Source organism: Fructilactobacillus myrtifloralis (genome assembly GCF_024029335.1).
Taxonomy (GTDB): domain Bacteria; phylum Bacillota; class Bacilli; order Lactobacillales; family Lactobacillaceae; genus Fructilactobacillus; species Fructilactobacillus myrtifloralis.
In genome coordinates, this window is sequence record NZ_CP097116.1 from 675,676 (window position 1) to 691,872 (window position 16,197).

16 protein-coding genes are annotated in these 16,197 nt (G+C 51.0%); 9 read left to right on the forward strand and 7 right to left on the reverse strand.

Going from position 1 to position 16,197, the window contains the following annotated elements; genetic code table 11:
- Positions 1–19: 19 nt before the first annotated feature.
- The gene (locus M3M35_RS03550) at positions 20–1,255 is read right to left on the reverse strand and encodes a serine hydroxymethyltransferase (RefSeq protein WP_252750615.1); all 1,236 of its coding nucleotides are present in this window, start codon (positions 1,253–1,255) and stop codon (positions 20–22) included.
- 389 nt (positions 1,256–1,644) lie between these two features.
- On the opposite strand from M3M35_RS03550, the gene M3M35_RS03555 reads away from it, so the two are divergent.
- Entirely contained in the window at positions 1,645–2,262 is a 618-nt protein-coding gene (locus M3M35_RS03555; protein WP_252750616.1) for a YdhK family protein, read from the forward strand.
- Between the two features lie 54 nt (positions 2,263–2,316).
- Here the strand turns inward: M3M35_RS03555 and M3M35_RS03560 are convergent, their stop codons facing one another.
- Positions 2,317–2,739, reverse strand: coding sequence for a DUF4231 domain-containing protein (locus tag M3M35_RS03560; RefSeq protein ID WP_252750617.1), 423 nt, complete (start codon positions 2,737–2,739; stop codon positions 2,317–2,319).
- 223 nt (positions 2,740–2,962) lie between these two features.
- The gene (locus M3M35_RS03565) at positions 2,963–3,283 is read right to left on the reverse strand and encodes a hypothetical protein (protein ID WP_252750618.1); all 321 of its coding nucleotides are present in this window, start codon (positions 3,281–3,283) and stop codon (positions 2,963–2,965) included.
- Positions 3,284–3,376: 93 nt separating this feature from the next.
- Between M3M35_RS03565 and M3M35_RS03570 the strand changes: the two genes are divergently transcribed.
- Both M3M35_RS03570 and M3M35_RS03575 read left to right on the forward strand, forming a co-directional pair.
- On the forward strand, positions 3,377–5,212 hold the full coding sequence (locus M3M35_RS03570; RefSeq protein ID WP_252750619.1) for an FAD/NAD(P)-binding protein: 1,836 nt from the start codon (positions 3,377–3,379) through the stop codon (positions 5,210–5,212).
- Between the two features lie 48 nt (positions 5,213–5,260).
- Positions 5,261–5,461, forward strand: coding sequence for an LBP_cg2779 family protein (locus tag M3M35_RS03575; RefSeq protein ID WP_252750620.1), 201 nt, complete (start codon positions 5,261–5,263; stop codon positions 5,459–5,461).
- Between the two features lie 57 nt (positions 5,462–5,518).
- Here M3M35_RS03575 and M3M35_RS03580 read toward each other — a convergent pair whose 3' ends face one another.
- Positions 5,519–6,535, reverse strand: a complete 1,017-nt coding sequence (locus M3M35_RS03580) for an NADP-dependent oxidoreductase (protein WP_252750621.1) — start codon at positions 6,533–6,535, stop codon at positions 5,519–5,521.
- 11 nt (positions 6,536–6,546) lie between these two features.
- A complete protein-coding gene (locus M3M35_RS03585; RefSeq protein ID WP_338030050.1) occupies positions 6,547–7,365 on the reverse strand; it encodes an oxidoreductase in 819 nt (272 codons plus the stop codon).
- A gap of 166 nt (positions 7,366–7,531) precedes the next feature.
- Here M3M35_RS03585 and M3M35_RS03590 point away from each other — a divergent pair, with 166 nt between their 5' ends.
- Complete coding sequence (locus tag M3M35_RS03590; protein WP_252750622.1) at positions 7,532–8,362, forward strand: aldo/keto reductase; 831 nt, start codon at positions 7,532–7,534, stop codon at positions 8,360–8,362.
- A 93-nt stretch (positions 8,363–8,455) separates the two neighbouring features.
- Here the strand turns inward: M3M35_RS03590 and M3M35_RS03595 are convergent, their stop codons facing one another.
- Positions 8,456–9,625 (reverse strand): nucleotidyltransferase family protein, encoded by a 1,170-nt coding sequence (locus tag M3M35_RS03595; RefSeq protein WP_252750623.1) that lies wholly within the window; start codon positions 9,623–9,625, stop codon positions 8,456–8,458.
- A gap of 17 nt (positions 9,626–9,642) precedes the next feature.
- Entirely contained in the window at positions 9,643–10,617 is a 975-nt protein-coding gene (locus M3M35_RS03600; RefSeq protein WP_252750624.1) for an asparaginase, read from the reverse strand.
- A gap of 188 nt (positions 10,618–10,805) precedes the next feature.
- Between M3M35_RS03600 and M3M35_RS03605 the strand changes: the two genes are divergently transcribed.
- From M3M35_RS03605 to M3M35_RS03625, 5 genes are all read left to right on the forward strand, one after another.
- Positions 10,806–11,147, forward strand: a complete 342-nt coding sequence (locus tag M3M35_RS03605; protein WP_252750625.1) for a hypothetical protein — start codon at positions 10,806–10,808, stop codon at positions 11,145–11,147.
- A 75-nt stretch (positions 11,148–11,222) separates the two neighbouring features.
- Positions 11,223–13,577, forward strand: coding sequence for an ATP-dependent DNA helicase (locus M3M35_RS03610; protein WP_252750626.1), 2,355 nt, complete (start codon positions 11,223–11,225; stop codon positions 13,575–13,577).
- 95 nt (positions 13,578–13,672) lie between these two features.
- Entirely contained in the window at positions 13,673–14,116 is a 444-nt protein-coding gene (locus tag M3M35_RS03615) for a Fur family transcriptional regulator (RefSeq protein ID WP_252750627.1), read from the forward strand.
- 109 nt (positions 14,117–14,225) lie between these two features.
- On the forward strand, positions 14,226–15,362 hold the full coding sequence (locus M3M35_RS03620; RefSeq protein ID WP_274706361.1) for a DUF3290 family protein: 1,137 nt from the start codon (positions 14,226–14,228) through the stop codon (positions 15,360–15,362).
- 120 nt (positions 15,363–15,482) lie between these two features.
- The gene (locus M3M35_RS03625) at positions 15,483–16,175 is read left to right on the forward strand and encodes a VIT1/CCC1 transporter family protein (RefSeq protein WP_252750629.1); all 693 of its coding nucleotides are present in this window, start codon (positions 15,483–15,485) and stop codon (positions 16,173–16,175) included.
- Positions 16,176–16,197: the final 22 nt, after the last annotated feature.

Genomic DNA, 16,197 nt, shown 5'->3' on the forward strand with positions numbered 1-16,197 from the left:
CAACCATTTCAGCACGGCCTTAGCGGGTAACCGGAAACTGGGCGGTTAGGCGTTGGACGGCCTGCCGGATTTGGTCCAACTGCTCTAGATCAGAAGGATGATTTAACACCTGCCCAATGAGGGTCGCTACCTCTGACACAGCCGCGGGCGTGAAGTTGCGACTGGTAATGGTCGGCGTTCCCAACCGAATTCCTCCCATCGTTCGTCCCGTTTCTAGCGGTAATAGTTCTTGATTCGTTGCAATCCCCACCGAGTAGAGGCGGTCGGCCGCAGCTGCCCCGGTTAATCCAGTCGCCCGGACATCAAGGGTCAGCTCGTGATTGACCGTTCCTCCCGTCACCACCCGGACATTCGGGGTTTCATGCAAAATGCGCGCCATTAACTGCGCGTTTTGGACTACTTGTTCAGCGTACTGCCGAAACTCTGGTTGCTGCGCCTCTCGGTATGCAATGGCCTTGGCGGCCACAATCTGTTCTAAGGTTCCACTCTGGGAGCGCGGAAAAACCGCTTGGTCAATTTGTGCTCCATACTGGCGTTTGGCTAGAATCATGCCCCCGCGCGGTCCCCGTAACGTTTTATGGGTCGTCGAGGTCACAACGTCCGCAACTGGGACTGGACTGGGAAGCACCTGACCCGCCACGAGCCCGGCAATGTGCGCCATGTCAACCATCAGGTAGGCACCCACTTCATCCGCAATTGCGCGAAACCGCTCCCAGTCAATCAATTGACTGTACGCAGAAGCCCCCGCAATGATTATCCGGGGGTGCCATGCACGGGCCTGCCGTTCAATCTGAGCGTAATCCAATCGTTCCGTGGTCGGATCAACTCCGTAGAATTGCGCATCGTACAGTTGTCCCGAAAAGTTATGGGCTTGCCCGTGGGTAAAGTGGCCACCGGCGTGTTCGCTCATCGCCAAGATCCGGTCACCGGGTTGTAAGAAGGCTGCATACACAGCCTGATTTGCTTGCGTTCCGGAGTGCGGGAAAACGTTGGCATATTCCGCTCCAAACAAATCCTGCGCTCGCGTACGCGCGATTTCATCGATACGATCAATCGCTTCGTTCCCTGGATAAATTCGAGCTCCTGGATATCCTACGGCATACTTATTGGTAAGTACCGAACTCTGCACCGCCCGCACCGCTTGTGAAGCAATGTTTTCCGAGGCAATTAGTTCAATCACATTTGCTTGACGGCTGGCTTCCGCCTGAACGGCCTGCCAAACTGCTGGATCCTGTGTGTGCCACTCATTGTTCATCTGAAAACCCTCCCTGACTAAAAAAAGACGCCCCTGTACTGATTCGTACAAGGGCGTCTGTGCACTGTTCCACCTTATTTTACCGCTTACTCACGCAAGTAGCCTCACTGTCTTGTCGCCAAGACCACTATTTGAATTGTAACGCATCCTTAACTGCCTTCCCGAGTTGCCTAGACGTTTTTTGCAGTTTCCAAACGCTCCCTGAACTAGGTCCGTACCCGGTACTCCGTCTAAGTTGGTCCTAGGATACTAAACCGGGTTCAGCTTGTCAACGGCATTTTTCCCGTGCTCGTTTCACTCTGCAAACTAAATGCTGGTAATCATGAACCGTAAAGCATACAATTAAATTGTTGATAATTTAATTTAGAATTCTAAAGGAGCTGTCACTGATGATGAAACACAAGTTGATTACAGTTGCTGCTTTAGCTAGTTTAGGGCTTTCGACCGCTACGGGAATCATCCCAACGGTCAACGCCGCTAGCAACCAGCAAATGAGTAGCAAAAAGATGGATCACAAGAGCGATGACATGAACATGGACATGAACGACCAGAACATGGACAAGGGCATGAAGATGGAAATGGATCACAACGGTAAGTTACCAACTGATCTGAAAAAAGCCAGTCATCCCAAGTACAAAGTGGGCTCCACGGTTAAGTTGACTGCTAACCACATGCCTGGGATGAAGGGCGCTAAAGCTACGGTTGCCGGCGTTTATGACTCACCACTCTATGTCATTGACTTTAAAGACACCAAGACTAACAAAGAAGTTAAGAACCACAAGTACGTGGTTAAGTCTGAATTAAAGGCTGACAAGGGTCACAAGTTAGCTAAGGGAACCAAGGTTACCATCAAAGCTGACCACATGGCCGGCATGAAGGGTGCCAAGGGTAAGATCGTGAAGGTTTGTGATGGCCCAGCTTACGCCGTTAACTTCACCCCTACTAACGGTGGCGAAAAGTACACCAACCACAAGTGGTTAAGTCAATCAGAAATGAAGAAAGACTAATTTAACCGAAAAAAATCCTGAACTGGAACTTCCAGTTCAGGATTTTTTTTATGCTTAATTATCAATGTTATCCATCATGCCATCCAGCGCATCCGCCAGGTTCGCCATGAACTTCTGCACGTTTTGTGCTTCGCTATCCTCATCATACGGATCGTTATGCGACGACAGTAACAGGATTTCCTTGTTCGTCGATAAAATCGATTGCTTCAAATCAGAAATGCGACCGGAAAAATCAAAGAACGAATCAATTCCTTGAATAATGCTCATCGCTACCCCAGACAGGGATACGATCCCAAGGTACTTAATATCATGAGACGACATCGAAACTAGGAGCGGAATCGACGCCGATAACACGATCCGGGTGATGTTACTAATGCTCGATAACACCCGGTAATAGGTTAACTTCTTGCGTAACTTCTCGACGGTCCCCTGGGCCTGTTCAATGATTTGTGCTTCAGTGGGAATCTCAGTTGTCATAATCTACTCTCCTCTAATTTTTCATAAAAAAAACGATGTTTTAAGTAGTCACCCTACCTAAAATCCCGTTCTTAGTTCCTTGCTGTTATTATTAGTAAAGGATGCGTCCCCTCGGAGTCGAACCGAGATTATGAGGACCGAAATCTCATGTGCTATCCGTTACACTAGGGACGCCTTACGTTGTTTATTTTACTGATTTCGCCCGGACATTGCAACCAGTGGTTTAGCGTGAGCCCGCGATTTTCAGCGCTGCCTCCTCTAAGTCTAACAACATTTGAAACGAATTGGTTTGAAAGTCGTCCACGAGGCTCTTCCCCTGGGCGTGGTAAGTCCCTAACTGGCGCCCCATGACACTCACAAATGCTAACGTCTGGTCATCAACTGGTTGTACCGAATCGTAGTGTCCGTCCTCAGCGTTATCCAAGTAATTTTGCAATAGATCACAAACCGTTTCGTATACTAGCGCGGTTTCTGTAATTGTGTCGCCCGCGGCCTGGCGTTCTGCCAACCGCTTGTGGACTTCCTCCATGTTTTCTGGAATCATCGTTAATCGCCCCTCTTTCCTGCTTCATTATAAACATATGTGAGAAGTAAAGACCACTATGGTAAAGTAAAACTGAGAAAGGAAGTTACGTGTATGAACATTGGATTAATTGGGGCGGGCCCCCGGGGCATCCTAATCCTTGCGAACTTGCAGCAACACTGCTCCGCGGACCAGCCTCTTCACGTCGACTGGTTTGATCCGGCCCCCATCGGTGGCGCCGTGTGGGATCCAAACCAAGACCCCACCCTCATCATGAATTCACCGGCTCAACTAGTGACCCTGTATAACGATTACGACCACGAAAAACTCAGTGGTCCCACCTTTTACCAGTGGACCCAATCTGCAGCTGCCCAACCGTTCTTGCAGCAACAGCGCTTCAACCCGGAGCTGGCTACCAGGGCCACCACCTTACAACCCAACGACTATGCGCCGCGCGCCCTCTTTGGTGCTTACGCCCAGTGGGTCACGGAGCAGCTCCTCGCTAAGCTCCCGGCGGGCTTAACCGTCACTTACCACCAAACCGCAGTCACCAACCTTACTAGCCAATCCGCCGGCTATCTGGTTCACACTGCTACTGCAACGTATCCGGCCGACCAAATCGTTTTGAGTACGGGCAACACGCCCAATCAACTAGGCCCAGCAGAGACTGCCTTAGCCGACTATGGGACTAACCACGGACTCCTGTACCTTGGTCCCGATCTGCCAGACCAGGCAGACTTAACGGCCGTTCAACCACAACAACCGGTCATCATCCGGGGGCTCGGCCTCTCCTTCTTTGACTACGTCACCAAGCTCACCACGGGTCGGGGTGGCTACTTTACAGAAACCAGCGCGCACCAGCTGGAATACCATCCGAGTGGCCAAGAACCCCAGATTATCGCCGGGTCCCGGCGGGGCGTTCCTTACTACCCCAAAACGATTAATCAGGACCAAGTGGGCGAAACCCATCCGCACTATTTTCTTACCCCGGCTAACATCGACCAGCACCTGGTTAACGGGCATCTGCCGGGCGCCGTTTTTTTGGAACTGTTGCAAGCAGAAATTGAACTGCGCTACTACCAAATTCTGCTCGCCAATCAGGGCCAGTCGGAGAAGGCACTTAATGACTTCACAACCGGCTTTGTAGCAGCCTCGGACCGCGCGCAGTTCGTGCAAAGTGCGGGGATTCCCGCAGCTGAGCGGTGGAACTGGGACACCATTTTAAATCCCGTGGCGGGCACCAAGATTGAAACAACGCATACGTACCAGCAGACCCTCCTAAAGTGGATGGATCAGATCATGACTGATGCCCAACGGGGTTCACACCACGCTCCCATCACGGGCGCACTCACGTTAGTCATTGAACTGCGGCCCCTGCTCCAACAGCTGGTGATTACGGGAAAGTTCCCGCCGGATGACTACGTCCACGACTTTTTGGGACGGTTCGTGCCCAGCAGTAGTTTTCTAACTGCCGGGCCGCCCTTACTGCGTTACCGCCAACTCGCGGCCCTGATTAAGGCGCAAATTGTTACCATCGTGGGTCCCCAACTCCGCATTGTCGGCGCTCAGCAGCAGTTTAACGCCTTCTCGCACTTCTACCCCAAAGAGCTCTTTCATGCCCCAGCACTCCTCGAAGCGCGGGTCCCTAACCAAAACCTGGAGCGGACCGCCAGTCCCCTGCTGGAAAACCTCCGCCAGCAAGGCCTCGTACGTCCCGCCACCCTGCCACTGAAAACGGGCCAGTTATACCAGAGTGGTGCCGTAGACGTCGATTTAGCGACCTACCAAGCGCGCCAGTCTGACGGCAGGCTCGTGCCCGGATTGTTTATCTGGGGCCTGCCACTTAGCGGGCTGGAATGGATGACCACCGCCCTCCCACATCCCAGCGCCAACGACCATAATTTTGCCGTTGCCAACTTGATTACCGAGCAATTATTAGCCCCCCAATAAGCACTTGAACTGCTATAATGATAGGAAACGCCCCAAGGAGGATTTACTATGGCATACATTGACGAAGAGTTTAGTAACCTCGCCACTGAACTAATTAAATACGAAGAAAAGCATAATTTTGATGATAATCAAATGGCCGTTGCCCTCCACATGACGGTGGAACGCTACCATGACATCAAAAGCATGTGGTCGGAACCAAACGCGGATGAAACCAAGCTGATTCAGGACTTCTTACTTCACAATAAATAAAAAAGGCCGTTCCCTTCGGAACGACCTTTTTTGTTAGCTTTAAACTCCTTACCGGGGCTAGTTATTCACGTTTACAATCACTTTCCCCTGGGCGTGCCCACTTTCAAGGTAGTCGTAGGCAGCTTGAGTTTCGCCAAAGGCATAGATGCGATCAATGATTGGCAGTAACGTTTCGGCTTCGATTAACTGACTAAGTACCTGCAGTTGGGTGCCACTCGGATGCATGATCAAAAAGTCATAGTGCACCCGGTATTTCCGGGCGAGGCGTCGCAGCGGGGCACTAACTGCCCCAAACAACAAGGACTTTGCTAGGCCAAAGCCGTGGCGCTGCCCGAATTGATAGGTCGGTAACCCATTAATCGTGACCACGTGCCCCCCGGGCCGCACGATTTTAAAGCTGTCGCGGAGGTACTTGCCGCCGAGGGTGTCAAACACCAAATCATAGTGAAACAGCACATCCGCAAAGTAGTTCTCGTGATAGTTAATCACCTGGTCGGCCCCCAGCGAGCGCACCAGCGCGGTCTTCTCGGGACTCGCCGTGGTGGTAACGTAGGCGCCCAACGCTTTCGCAATTTGGATGGCCATCGTCCCAATTCCACCGGCGCCGGCTTGAATGAAGACCTTTTGGCCAGGTTGCACGTGCCCCAGTTCAACGAGCGCTTGGTAACTAGTCAAACCCGTCAGGGGGACTCCACTCGCCGCCTGAAAGTCTAACTCATCGGGTAAAAGTGCTATTTCCTGCGCGGGAACTGCGATGTAATCGGCTAGCGTCCCCGTGTGCTCATTATCCGGACGACCATAGACCCGGTCACCGACCACAAAGTTCTGGACCTGACTGCCGACCTGCACGACTTCTCCTGCAAACTCATTTCCCATGGTCAGGGGTAATTGAAACGAAAAGAGGGTTTTAAGCTTCCCCGCTTGGATCTTATAGTCAACCGGATTTAACCCGGAGTTCCGCACGTACACCAGCACGTCCTGCGGTCCAACGGTTGGAACCGCCGTGCGCTGGTTCTCGGCGATGTCACCATAATGATTAAAACGAAAAGCTTTCATTTGCTTAGGAATTTCCATACTGTTTCTCCTTACATTAACTGCGGAATTAACCAATCCTGGAGCCACGTTGGCAACCAGTGCGTTAACCAGACAATCGGTTTCGCTAGGTACCCCACTACGTAACGGGGGCGTGGATGCTTCGATTCTAACGCCTTTTGAACCGTTTGCGCAATTATTGCGGGCTCAGACGCATGTTGAGAAGCATACGTCCGATCCATGTTCTGTTGGAAGGCATGAGCCTGATCCTCGTACACCGTTCCCGCGACCGCTTCGTCTAGATGGTGCATCGCAATTGCTTCCCACCGACTCTTCACCACCCCGGGTTCAATCAGGATCACTTGAATCCCAAACGACCGGACCTCCATCCGCAGTGAATCACTCAGGGTTTCTAAGGCGTGCTTCGAGGCAAAGTACCACCCCGCCAGCGGGCTACTGAACCGTCCGGCGATTGACGAAATGTTGATGATGCGTCCAGCGTGTTGGGTCCGCATGTACGGCAGGATTAACCGATTCAACGCCATTAAGCCAAACACGTTGACTTCAAATTGGCGCTTGGCTTCTGCATCACTAACCGTTTCCTGGGCTCCAAACGAACCGTAACCGGCGGCATTTACGACGGCATCAATCCGCTGCCCCCGCTCCATCAGCTGGTGCACGACCGCCGTGCGGGACTCTTCCTTCGTCACGTCCAATTGCAGTGGAATCACTCCAACTGCTGCTAAGGGTTCCATCCGTTCCACGTGCCGGGCGGCTCCAAATACCTGGTATCCGGTCTGGGCTAACCGCTGCGCAATCTGATAGCCCATTCCTGAACTGGCTCCAGTTACTAAGACTGTTTTCATTGTCATTGCTTCCTTTCTCCACTGCCTAGCTGGTAAATAACCAGTGTATCATATGCTTAAAAACCGCCTCCGACAAGCAGCAATCCTCCAACTATTCATCGTCCCCCAAACTATGTTAGGATAGCACCGATTACAGGAAATTCATGAGTTCAGTGATGAGAGGGGTTACAGCATGGAAACTTATACGCTAGCCAACGGGATGCAGATTCCTAAGCTTGGCTTTGGCACTTACAAATTAACTGGGTTTAGTGGCGCCATGGCCATCAAATCGGCCATTAATAACGGTTATCGTCTACTCGATAGTGCCTATAACTACGAAAATGAAGGCGCACTTGGCAAGGGGATTCGGGATGCGGACGTTAGTCGGTCCAACTTGCTGGTCACCTCTAAGTTACCCGGCCGTTACTATCACTATGACGCCGCCATTCGGACCATTCAAGAATCGCTGTATCGCAGTGGCTTGGACTACTTTGATCTGTATTTGCTTCACTGGCCGAACCCCAAGGACGATCACTACGTCGAAGCCTGGCAAGCATTAATTGCCGCCCAACAATTTGGCTTAGTGCGCACCATTGGGGTCTGCAACTTCTTACCAACTCATCTAGACCGCCTCAACCAAGAAACCGGGGTGCTCCCGCAAATTAACCAAGTGGAACTCCATCCGTACTTCAACCAACTCGAACAGCGCCAGTACGACGAAGCACACGGGATTCTCACCGAAGCCTGGAGTCCGTTAGGCCGGGCCAGCGAGATGTTAACTGATCCCACGCTCATCCAGCTGGCCCACAAGTACGGTAAGAGCGTCGTCCAACTGATTTTACGGTGGGAAATCCAGTTAAACACCTTGCCGATTCCGAAGTCCTCCAGTGATCAAAATCAGCTTAGTAATCTGGAGCTGTTTGACTTTACCATCGATGACGCGGACATGGAGCAAATCAACCACCTAACCAAACCGGATGGGCGGACGCACGACCAGGATCCCGCAACCTACGAAGAATTTTAACCCTCATTAAACTCACTTTAAGCAGCGCAAAAAACCAGCCCCCGGAGCAAAGCCGGAGGCTGGTTTTTGGTTAATTTAATCGGTGGTGCCTACTTAGTGCTCGCCCCGAATCCGTCGTTGGGTCAGTTCTGCATCTAGGTAGCCAAAGGCTAGTTCATCAATCTTACTTAGTTCAAGCGTCTTACGCTTCGTCCGGGTCGGGTCATCCCGGTCTAAGTACCGGAAGGTGACCTTACCGCCCTGTAACTGGTAGGGAATCCCCAAATAGGTTTTGCCCTTCTGGGTTTTAAACCGCACAAAGCGCCGGAAGTAAACCGCCTGCCGTAACGTGGTGTAGACCAAATCGACGCTCCGGTCAAAACTGCGGTCGTCATTTAGCAGCGGCTGGCGGTAAGTTCCGTGTGCCAGGTTCAACGAAACCAAGTGGTTAATCAAGCGCAGGTAGTCACACTTCAACTGCAAGCGTTGAATTTCACCCAACCGGATTAGTTCGTAGCCCCCAAACTGCCCGTTCATATCGACCACGGACATGATGAGGGCCTCCGCGTTGACAGCCTTAACCTGCCCGATGAAAAACAAATCGGGGTTCACCTTTGGCACCATGATGAGCCGCTGGCCGGTTTCTGCGGCCCGGTGCAAACTTGCAAAAATCGGTAGCGCCCCAGTCACTTCCACCGTTGCTTGGTGCGGAGCAAATAACTGCGTTTTGGACTGGGATAAAAGCTGCAATTCAGCCCCTAAAAATTCAACCGACCGAACTTCAGCCTTGGTTAACTCGACTTCGTGCACCCGCCGGTTATCGAATTTATCAAAACTCGTGACCACCAGGTGATCAGTCGTCAGTTGCTTCACGAACCCTTCGAGCATCTGCCCGTCCTGTTTGATGAGCAGCAACGCCTGCTGGTAAACATAGGCATTCCCTAAAACTTGGGTCAATAAATCCACCCGGTCGTTTAAGTTAATGGTACTCGGCGTCGTTCCCAGTAGGTGAAGCTGCTGGGCCGACCGGATGCGCATCTCCATCCGCAACAAATCGTCACTTTCAAAGTCCACATCAAAAATATCCTGGTAGGTCAAATAGACCAGTCCGTTGGCTAGCCCGGTTTCCGTATAGGTCGTGATAATCACGCCCACCTGGTCCGTTGCCACCACCGTCCCGGTGTAAAAGATCGAAGAGCTGTTCTGCAAGACGTTTACCAGCGTGTGATTTCGCCGGGCCGTCTGCAGGGTTTGCCGGATTTCTTCTGTTTGATAGTTTTCCATTGTCATCACCTCGTTATCTACGAAAGTGCATTGGCCATGTACTCCGCTAGGGTGCGGCCGGATTTGCCACAGCTCAAGCCTACAATCAGCTTCATCCGGGCTTTGGGACCGTTGAGTTGTTCACAAAACACGATTCCCATGGACTGTAACTCAATGCCCCCGCCGGGATAGGCGTAGATTGGTTGGGCATAGCCACTAAAACAGCGGGACACAAGTACGACCGGCACCTGCTGATCTAGCAGACGTTGTACAGCGGGAAGCGTCACTGCGGGCAGATTCCCCGCTCCCATTGCTTCAATCACCACGCCCCGCGGCTTGGCCGCGTTAATGGCGTCAAAGAGCTCGCCCGTCATGCCCGCGTAGGCTTTTACCAGGTAAACCCCTTCGACAACATGGTCAATCTCAGTATACTCGCTTCCAATTAATTGTTGGGCAAAAATCACTTGGTCATGGTCGACTGTCCCCAGCGTCCCATAAATCGGATCTTTAAAGGTGTCGACGCTCGTCGTGTGGGTCTTTGTCACGTACCGGGCCGAATAAATCCCGGTATTAAAGACCACTAACACTCCCTTGTTCTGGGCGGCATCGGCAGCTGCGACCTCCACGGCACTCTTAAAGTTAAAGACCCCATCGGCTCCAATTTCATTGGAAGAGCGCATTGCCCCCGTCACCACCACCGGAATCGTGTTGGGTAACGTCAGATCCAAAAAGTAGGCCGTTTCTTCGAGGGTATCGGTTCCGTGAGTCACTACGACCCCATCAATTCCCGCGGCCGCTGCTTGTTGAATTCGGTTTTTAATCTTTAACATGGCGCTGGGGGTCATGTGTGGCGACGGCAGGTTCAACAGTTCATCCGTTTCGACTTCGATCCCCGTCAACCCTAATCCTTCATTATTATCAAGCGGATTCTGTTCGTTTTGCACCACGCCCCCTTGGTCATTTAAGGACATGGAAATCGTTCCACCAGTGTGGATTGCTAAAATTTTTTTCATTTCAACTACATACTCCTATTCGCAATCATCTCCACCAATCTTATCATATTCCAGAAGCAACCAACATTAGCCCTCAGACATTATTGCCGGCCTAACTTTTAAAAATTATCAAAGATTGATTCGTTTTAAACATTAATGGTATGACTAACCCCGTTTTTGCTTTACAATTAAAGTTGAGGTGATTTTTAATGTCGAAAAAGAAACTGGAACGGCAAGAACGCGAAAAAATTGTAACTGATATGAACGAATTCCTAATCACGTACGCGAAATCAATTCTCCCCGCCAACGCTGACCTAGCCGCTGAGCTTTACCAAGCGGCCCAATCAGACGTAACGGGCCTAGATCAGCTGTTCAAAGACGATGGCTACGGTCGCAAGGAACGCTACCAAAACATCGCCCAGGGGTTCATCTGTGACTACTACCACATTGAACCAGAGGACAGTGCCGCTGAACAACAGGCGCTGATTGACGAAGCCGTTCGGTACTTGGGACATCATCAAGACCAGTTAAACCGCTGGATTAAGGAATAATTGCAACCTGACGTTAAGCAACTTGCTAGCCCATAGCAATCGTTGCTTTTTTTCTGGACCAAAGGAGGGGCAACCATGCAAAAGGTGGGGGTGCGTGAACTCGTAGGATTTATCCTGCGCAGTGGCGATTTAAACAGTGCGTTGAGTAGTTTTAACACGCCCCAGGCCGGAACTAGGATTCACCAGCGCCTCCAACGCAAGCGATCGCAGTCCTACCAGGCGGAGTATGCGTTGCAAACCGAAGTGGAGTGCGCGGGCGAACCGTTACTGATTCACGGGCGCGCCGATGGGGCCATTCTTCATGAAACCAGTGCCGAGTTAGAGGAAATCAAATCATCAGACGTCGAGTTCAACCAGCTTCCCGCGAACCAACTCACCCTGTACTGGGGGCAGGTAAAGCTCTATGCGGCGTTATTAATGCGCGAACAACCCCAACTGACTCAGGTCACCATGAAGTTAACCTACGTCCAAACTCCCGATGAAATCATTACTCAAACTGAGCAAACGATTGAGCGGGATGCGGCGCTCGACTTCTTAACTTCCATTGTTCAAGAATACGCAGAGTGGCGCAAACTCCAACAACAGCTGGCCAGCGAGCGCCTGCAGTCTGCTCAAACCCTCACGTTCCCCTTCCCGGCCTACCGAGCCGGCCAGCGGGAACTGGCGGCCGCCGTCTACAAATCCGCGGTGCGGGGAAAGCAGCTCCTCGCAGAAGCACCCACCGGGACCGGGAAAACCATTTCCACCCTGTTTCCAGCCATCAAGGCCTTCGCCACAACCCCGCTGGAACGCATTTTCTACTTAACCGCCAAACAGAGTACTAGGCGGGTTGCCGAAGCCGCCCTGGATCAGTTACGCCAGCATGGGCTCCGAGTAAAAAGCATCACGCTCACCGCTAAGGAGCAGATCCAGTTCCCCGAGGAACAAACGTTAACCCCCGAGGAAAATCCCTACTTTCTGGGGTACTACGACCGGTTAAAACCCGCTCTCAAAGCGATTTTGACCGAACAGCGGCACCTGACCCCCGACCTGATTCAAACCTACGCACGGAAATACATACTGGATCCCTTTGAGTTTTCGTTAGACGTCAGCCTGTTCTGTGACGTCATCATCGGCGACTATAACTACCTGTTTGATCCCGTCGTCCGGTTACAACGTTTCTTTGCGGCTACCAACGACCGCCAGTTCTTTTTGGTGGATGAAGCCCATAACCTGGTCGACCGGGCGCGCGAAATGTACTCCACGAGTTTATCCGCGGTAGACCTCGAAAATACCCTAGCGCTAATTCCAGAAAATAAGCCTAATCATGCCGTCCGCTTGAAGTTTAAAAACCTCCGGCGCCACTTTCGCCGGTTGCAAACCGCCTTAGACGCAGGAGAGCTCCAGTCCGACAACGTCGACCTCGACGACGGCTTCACGAACGCCGTGACCCAACTCACCACCGCACTGCGCAAGTGGCTTCCCCAGCAACCCGCGGGACCAAAGCTTGATCCAATCCTGCAGTTTTTCTTTGCCTGCACGACCTATTTAAAAATCACCGAACTCTTTGGCTCCAATTTTCGGTTCCGCCTGCTCCAGCAGGATCATCACGTCACCGTGCGCCTCTTTTGTCTGGATGCCGCTCCGTTCATTAGTGAACAATTAGACGCCGGGCGGGGCGCCGTTCTGTTTTCCGCCACCCTCTCGCCCTTAGACTACTACCAACAAGTTTTAGGTGATAATCCCGAAACCCTGAAATATCAACTTCCGTCCCCTTTTCCGATTAATTCACAAACTATATTGATTGCAACTTACATTAATACAACTTATAATCAAAGAACCAATAGTTTAGCAAAAATTATAGCCAGTATCCACGAATTAGTTACTAGTCGACCGGGTAACTACCTCATCTTTGCTCCATCCCATGCCTACTTAGAGCAAATTTACGCCGCCTATCGTCAGCAATTCCCCACCCAACCGGTCACAGTCCAAACTGCTGCTATGACCACGGACGAGCGGGACCAGTTTCTCGCTGCGTTTCAACAACCGACAACAAAGCCCGTGGTCGGCTTTGCCTTGTTGGGGGGACTTTTTTCCGAAGGAATTGATTTAGTCGGAGACAAACTGATTGGGGTTGCAATCGTTGGCGTTGGTCTGCCGGGACTCAATCCGGAGACCAACTTGATTCAAGCTTACTATGAAGCCCGAAACGGCCAGGGCTTCGCATTTGCGTACCAACTCCCGGGACTGAACCACGTCTTTCAAGCAGCCGGGCGGGTCGTGCGCAGTATGCAGGATCATGGGGTCGTTTTGCTGTTAGACCAGCGCTTTGCCCAAGCTCGGTACCGGACCTGGTTCCCAGCGACCTGGAACCACTACCGCCTTGTCCATAATCTATCCGAGTTACAACAGCAACTCCAGGCTTTTTGGCACCAGCACCATGATTTATAATTGTTATCACTTGAAATCCCATGTAGTTAGTGATTATGATATAATTAACTTTTGAGGTTTGCTATTTTTATTTTTAAGAAAGAGGTATCGTCACTATGACTGACAAACGTTACGAAGAAGCAATGGACCGTTTAAAGGAGAATAACGTGCGCATCACTCCTCAACGGCAAATTATTTTGAAATACATGATTGAAACGGATGAACACCCGTCAGTGGAAACCATTTTCCACATCCTGGAAAAGACCTTTCCTAACCTAAGTATGGCAACGGTTTACAACAACCTACGTTTATTTAAGAAGTTGAACCTGATCATCGAAATGCCTAGTTCTGACGGTGGGTACCGGTATGATTTCTTCGATCACCCGCACTTGCACGCTGCTTGCGACCAGTGCAACAAGATTTTTGACATTGATGACCCAGACTTCGATAAAATTAACGAACACTTCACGGAACTTGCCAAAAAAACCGGCTTTGACCCGAAGGTAACGAACGTTGAAATTCACGGAGTCTGTGCCGAATGCCAAGCTAAAGCTGAATAATTTAGATTAAAAAAAGACCATTGTGCCCTGCAATGGTCTTTTTTGTGCTTTTAACTCCACTTCAAGTCCGGTATAATGAACTTAAAATTTAATTGTAGGAGTGACAATCGTGAACCTTTATTCTTATCAATACTTAATTCACAACTTTAGCGTCGTGAATTACTTATATATCGGCCTCATTATCTTTGTGGCCGCCTTTATTCTCATCACTGGGTACATATACTACCGCAACCAAAATGACTTCCGGTTCCGGAACCTGTTCATCCTGGTGTCGCTCGTCGGTGCCCTCGTAATTGCGATGCAAGCGGGGCGGATCAGCGAACAGCGCAGTAGTGACAGTCAAACTGGTCAGACCGTGCAGATCCTAAAGAGCATCGCCAAGCAAAAGCACGTCCCGATTAACCAGGTCTACTCTAGTAGTAATGCGCTGAGCGATGGGATGACCATCAAGGTCGGCAAACACTTCTATGTGTTGAACTTTAATAACGATAAAACCAACTATAGTATGAAAGAAACCCGGCTCGTTAGTCACCCGAAGTACATCACTAAGGGGCAGTTTAAATTCGGCGGCGGGGATAACAACGGCGTCGATTACGGCACGATTGCCCTGAAGTTCATCGTCGGGTTCATCATGATTGTGTTACAAATCAACCTCTCCGGGAAGGGAAACCTCGCACCGTCCAACGCCCTGGATCAACTGCAAAACTACATTCTTGGGGGTATCATTGGTGGAGTGATCTACAACTCGCAGATCACGGTACTCCAATTCGTCGCCATCCTCTTAATCTGGTCGGTAATCGTCTTTACGATTAAGTTCCTTACCAGTCAGAGTAACATCCTCGATAGCATCGTCAACGGGACGCCCCAGGTCCTCATTCAAGACGGAAAGGTGAACGTCCGGCGCGCCCTAAAGAACGGGATTAACGCCAACGAACTGTCGTTTAAACTCCGGACCGATGGCATTAACGACATTAGTAACGTGAAGACCGCGACGCTGGAACAAAACGGTCAGTTAACGGCCACCACCTACAGTGACGATAGCGTGAACTACCCAATCATCACCGACGGTCAAATTGACCTGACGACCATGAAACACCTCAAGTTAACTACCGATGACGTTAACAAGCTCCTAAACGAACAACACATCACGCTGAAAAACGTGTACCTAGGACAGTTTGAAAACGGGAAGTTAAACATCGTTCCCTACCCACAAAACGAACGCATTACCAGCAAATTTAAACACTAAGCAAAGCTCCCGAAGCCAACTTCGGGAGCTTTTTTAATTTGGTCCTTTACTAATCTACCTTAATCAATTACAATATATTTGTTATAAAATTATAAACTTTATAAAAGGACTGACTTATTTATGGCTAACCAAGCAAAAATGTCGCTTGCACAAAAAATCAACGTTTTAAGAGCGAGTGTAATGGGCGCTAACGATGGCATCCTCTCCATTGCCGGGATCGTTCTCGGAGTCGCCGGGGCTTCCACCAGCAACTGGGCAATCCTAATTTCCGGGCTGGCCGGGATGCTCGCCGGAACCGTCTCAATGTCCATGGGCGAATACGTTTCCGTCAACAGCCAAAAAGACTCGGAGCGCCAGGCCATTACGACCGTGCGCACCGCCCTGCAAACGGACTACCAAGCCGAATTCGATTACGTAGAACATAAATACCGCCAAACCGGAATGAACGCGAAGCTCGCGAACCAAGCAACCAGCGAAATGATGAATGATGATCCGCTGACCACGGTGGTCCGAGAACGCTACTCCTTTGACCCGAGCAAGTTCACAAGCCCCTACGCGGCCGCTATCGCCTCCTTGATCTCCTTTCCGCTGGGCTCCTTACTGCCCCTGATCTCGATCTTTGTGGGTCCCGCCCGCTGGCACATCTTAACCACCTTTAGTGCGGTGATCATCGCCCTCGCCATCACCGGCTACCTGGCTGCCATCCTGAGCAAGGCGAACCGGACTCGGTCCGTGCTCCGCAACGTTATTTCAGGAGTTGTCACCATGTCCGTCACCTACCTAATCGGTGCCCTCGTCGGACTCGTCGCCTAAGTTACCGTTACTAAAGGAGGAA

Coding starts and splice junctions, on each gene's coding strand:
- M3M35_RS03550 (WP_252750615.1), bottom strand. CDS start 1,255: ATGAACAATGAGTGGCACACACAGGATCCAGCAGTTTGGCAGGCCGTT.
- M3M35_RS03555 (WP_252750616.1), top strand. CDS start 1,645: ATGATGAAACACAAGTTGATTACAGTTGCTGCTTTAGCTAGTTTAGGG.
- M3M35_RS03560 (WP_252750617.1), bottom strand. CDS start 2,739: ATGACAACTGAGATTCCCACTGAAGCACAAATCATTGAACAGGCCCAG.
- M3M35_RS03565 (WP_252750618.1), bottom strand. CDS start 3,283: ATGATTCCAGAAAACATGGAGGAAGTCCACAAGCGGTTGGCAGAACGC.
- M3M35_RS03570 (WP_252750619.1), top strand. CDS start 3,377: ATGAACATTGGATTAATTGGGGCGGGCCCCCGGGGCATCCTAATCCTT.
- M3M35_RS03575 (WP_252750620.1), top strand. CDS start 5,261: ATGGCATACATTGACGAAGAGTTTAGTAACCTCGCCACTGAACTAATT.
- M3M35_RS03580 (WP_252750621.1), bottom strand. CDS start 6,535: ATGGAAATTCCTAAGCAAATGAAAGCTTTTCGTTTTAATCATTATGGT.
- M3M35_RS03585 (WP_338030050.1), bottom strand. CDS start 7,365: ATGACAATGAAAACAGTCTTAGTAACTGGAGCCAGTTCAGGAATGGGC.
- M3M35_RS03590 (WP_252750622.1), top strand. CDS start 7,532: ATGGAAACTTATACGCTAGCCAACGGGATGCAGATTCCTAAGCTTGGC.
- M3M35_RS03595 (WP_252750623.1), bottom strand. CDS start 9,625: ATGGAAAACTATCAAACAGAAGAAATCCGGCAAACCCTGCAGACGGCC.
- M3M35_RS03600 (WP_252750624.1), bottom strand. CDS start 10,617: ATGAAAAAAATTTTAGCAATCCACACTGGTGGAACGATTTCCATGTCC.
- M3M35_RS03605 (WP_252750625.1), top strand. CDS start 10,806: ATGTCGAAAAAGAAACTGGAACGGCAAGAACGCGAAAAAATTGTAACT.
- M3M35_RS03610 (WP_252750626.1), top strand. CDS start 11,223: ATGCAAAAGGTGGGGGTGCGTGAACTCGTAGGATTTATCCTGCGCAGT.
- M3M35_RS03615 (WP_252750627.1), top strand. CDS start 13,673: ATGACTGACAAACGTTACGAAGAAGCAATGGACCGTTTAAAGGAGAAT.
- M3M35_RS03625 (WP_252750629.1), top strand. CDS start 15,483: ATGGCTAACCAAGCAAAAATGTCGCTTGCACAAAAAATCAACGTTTTA.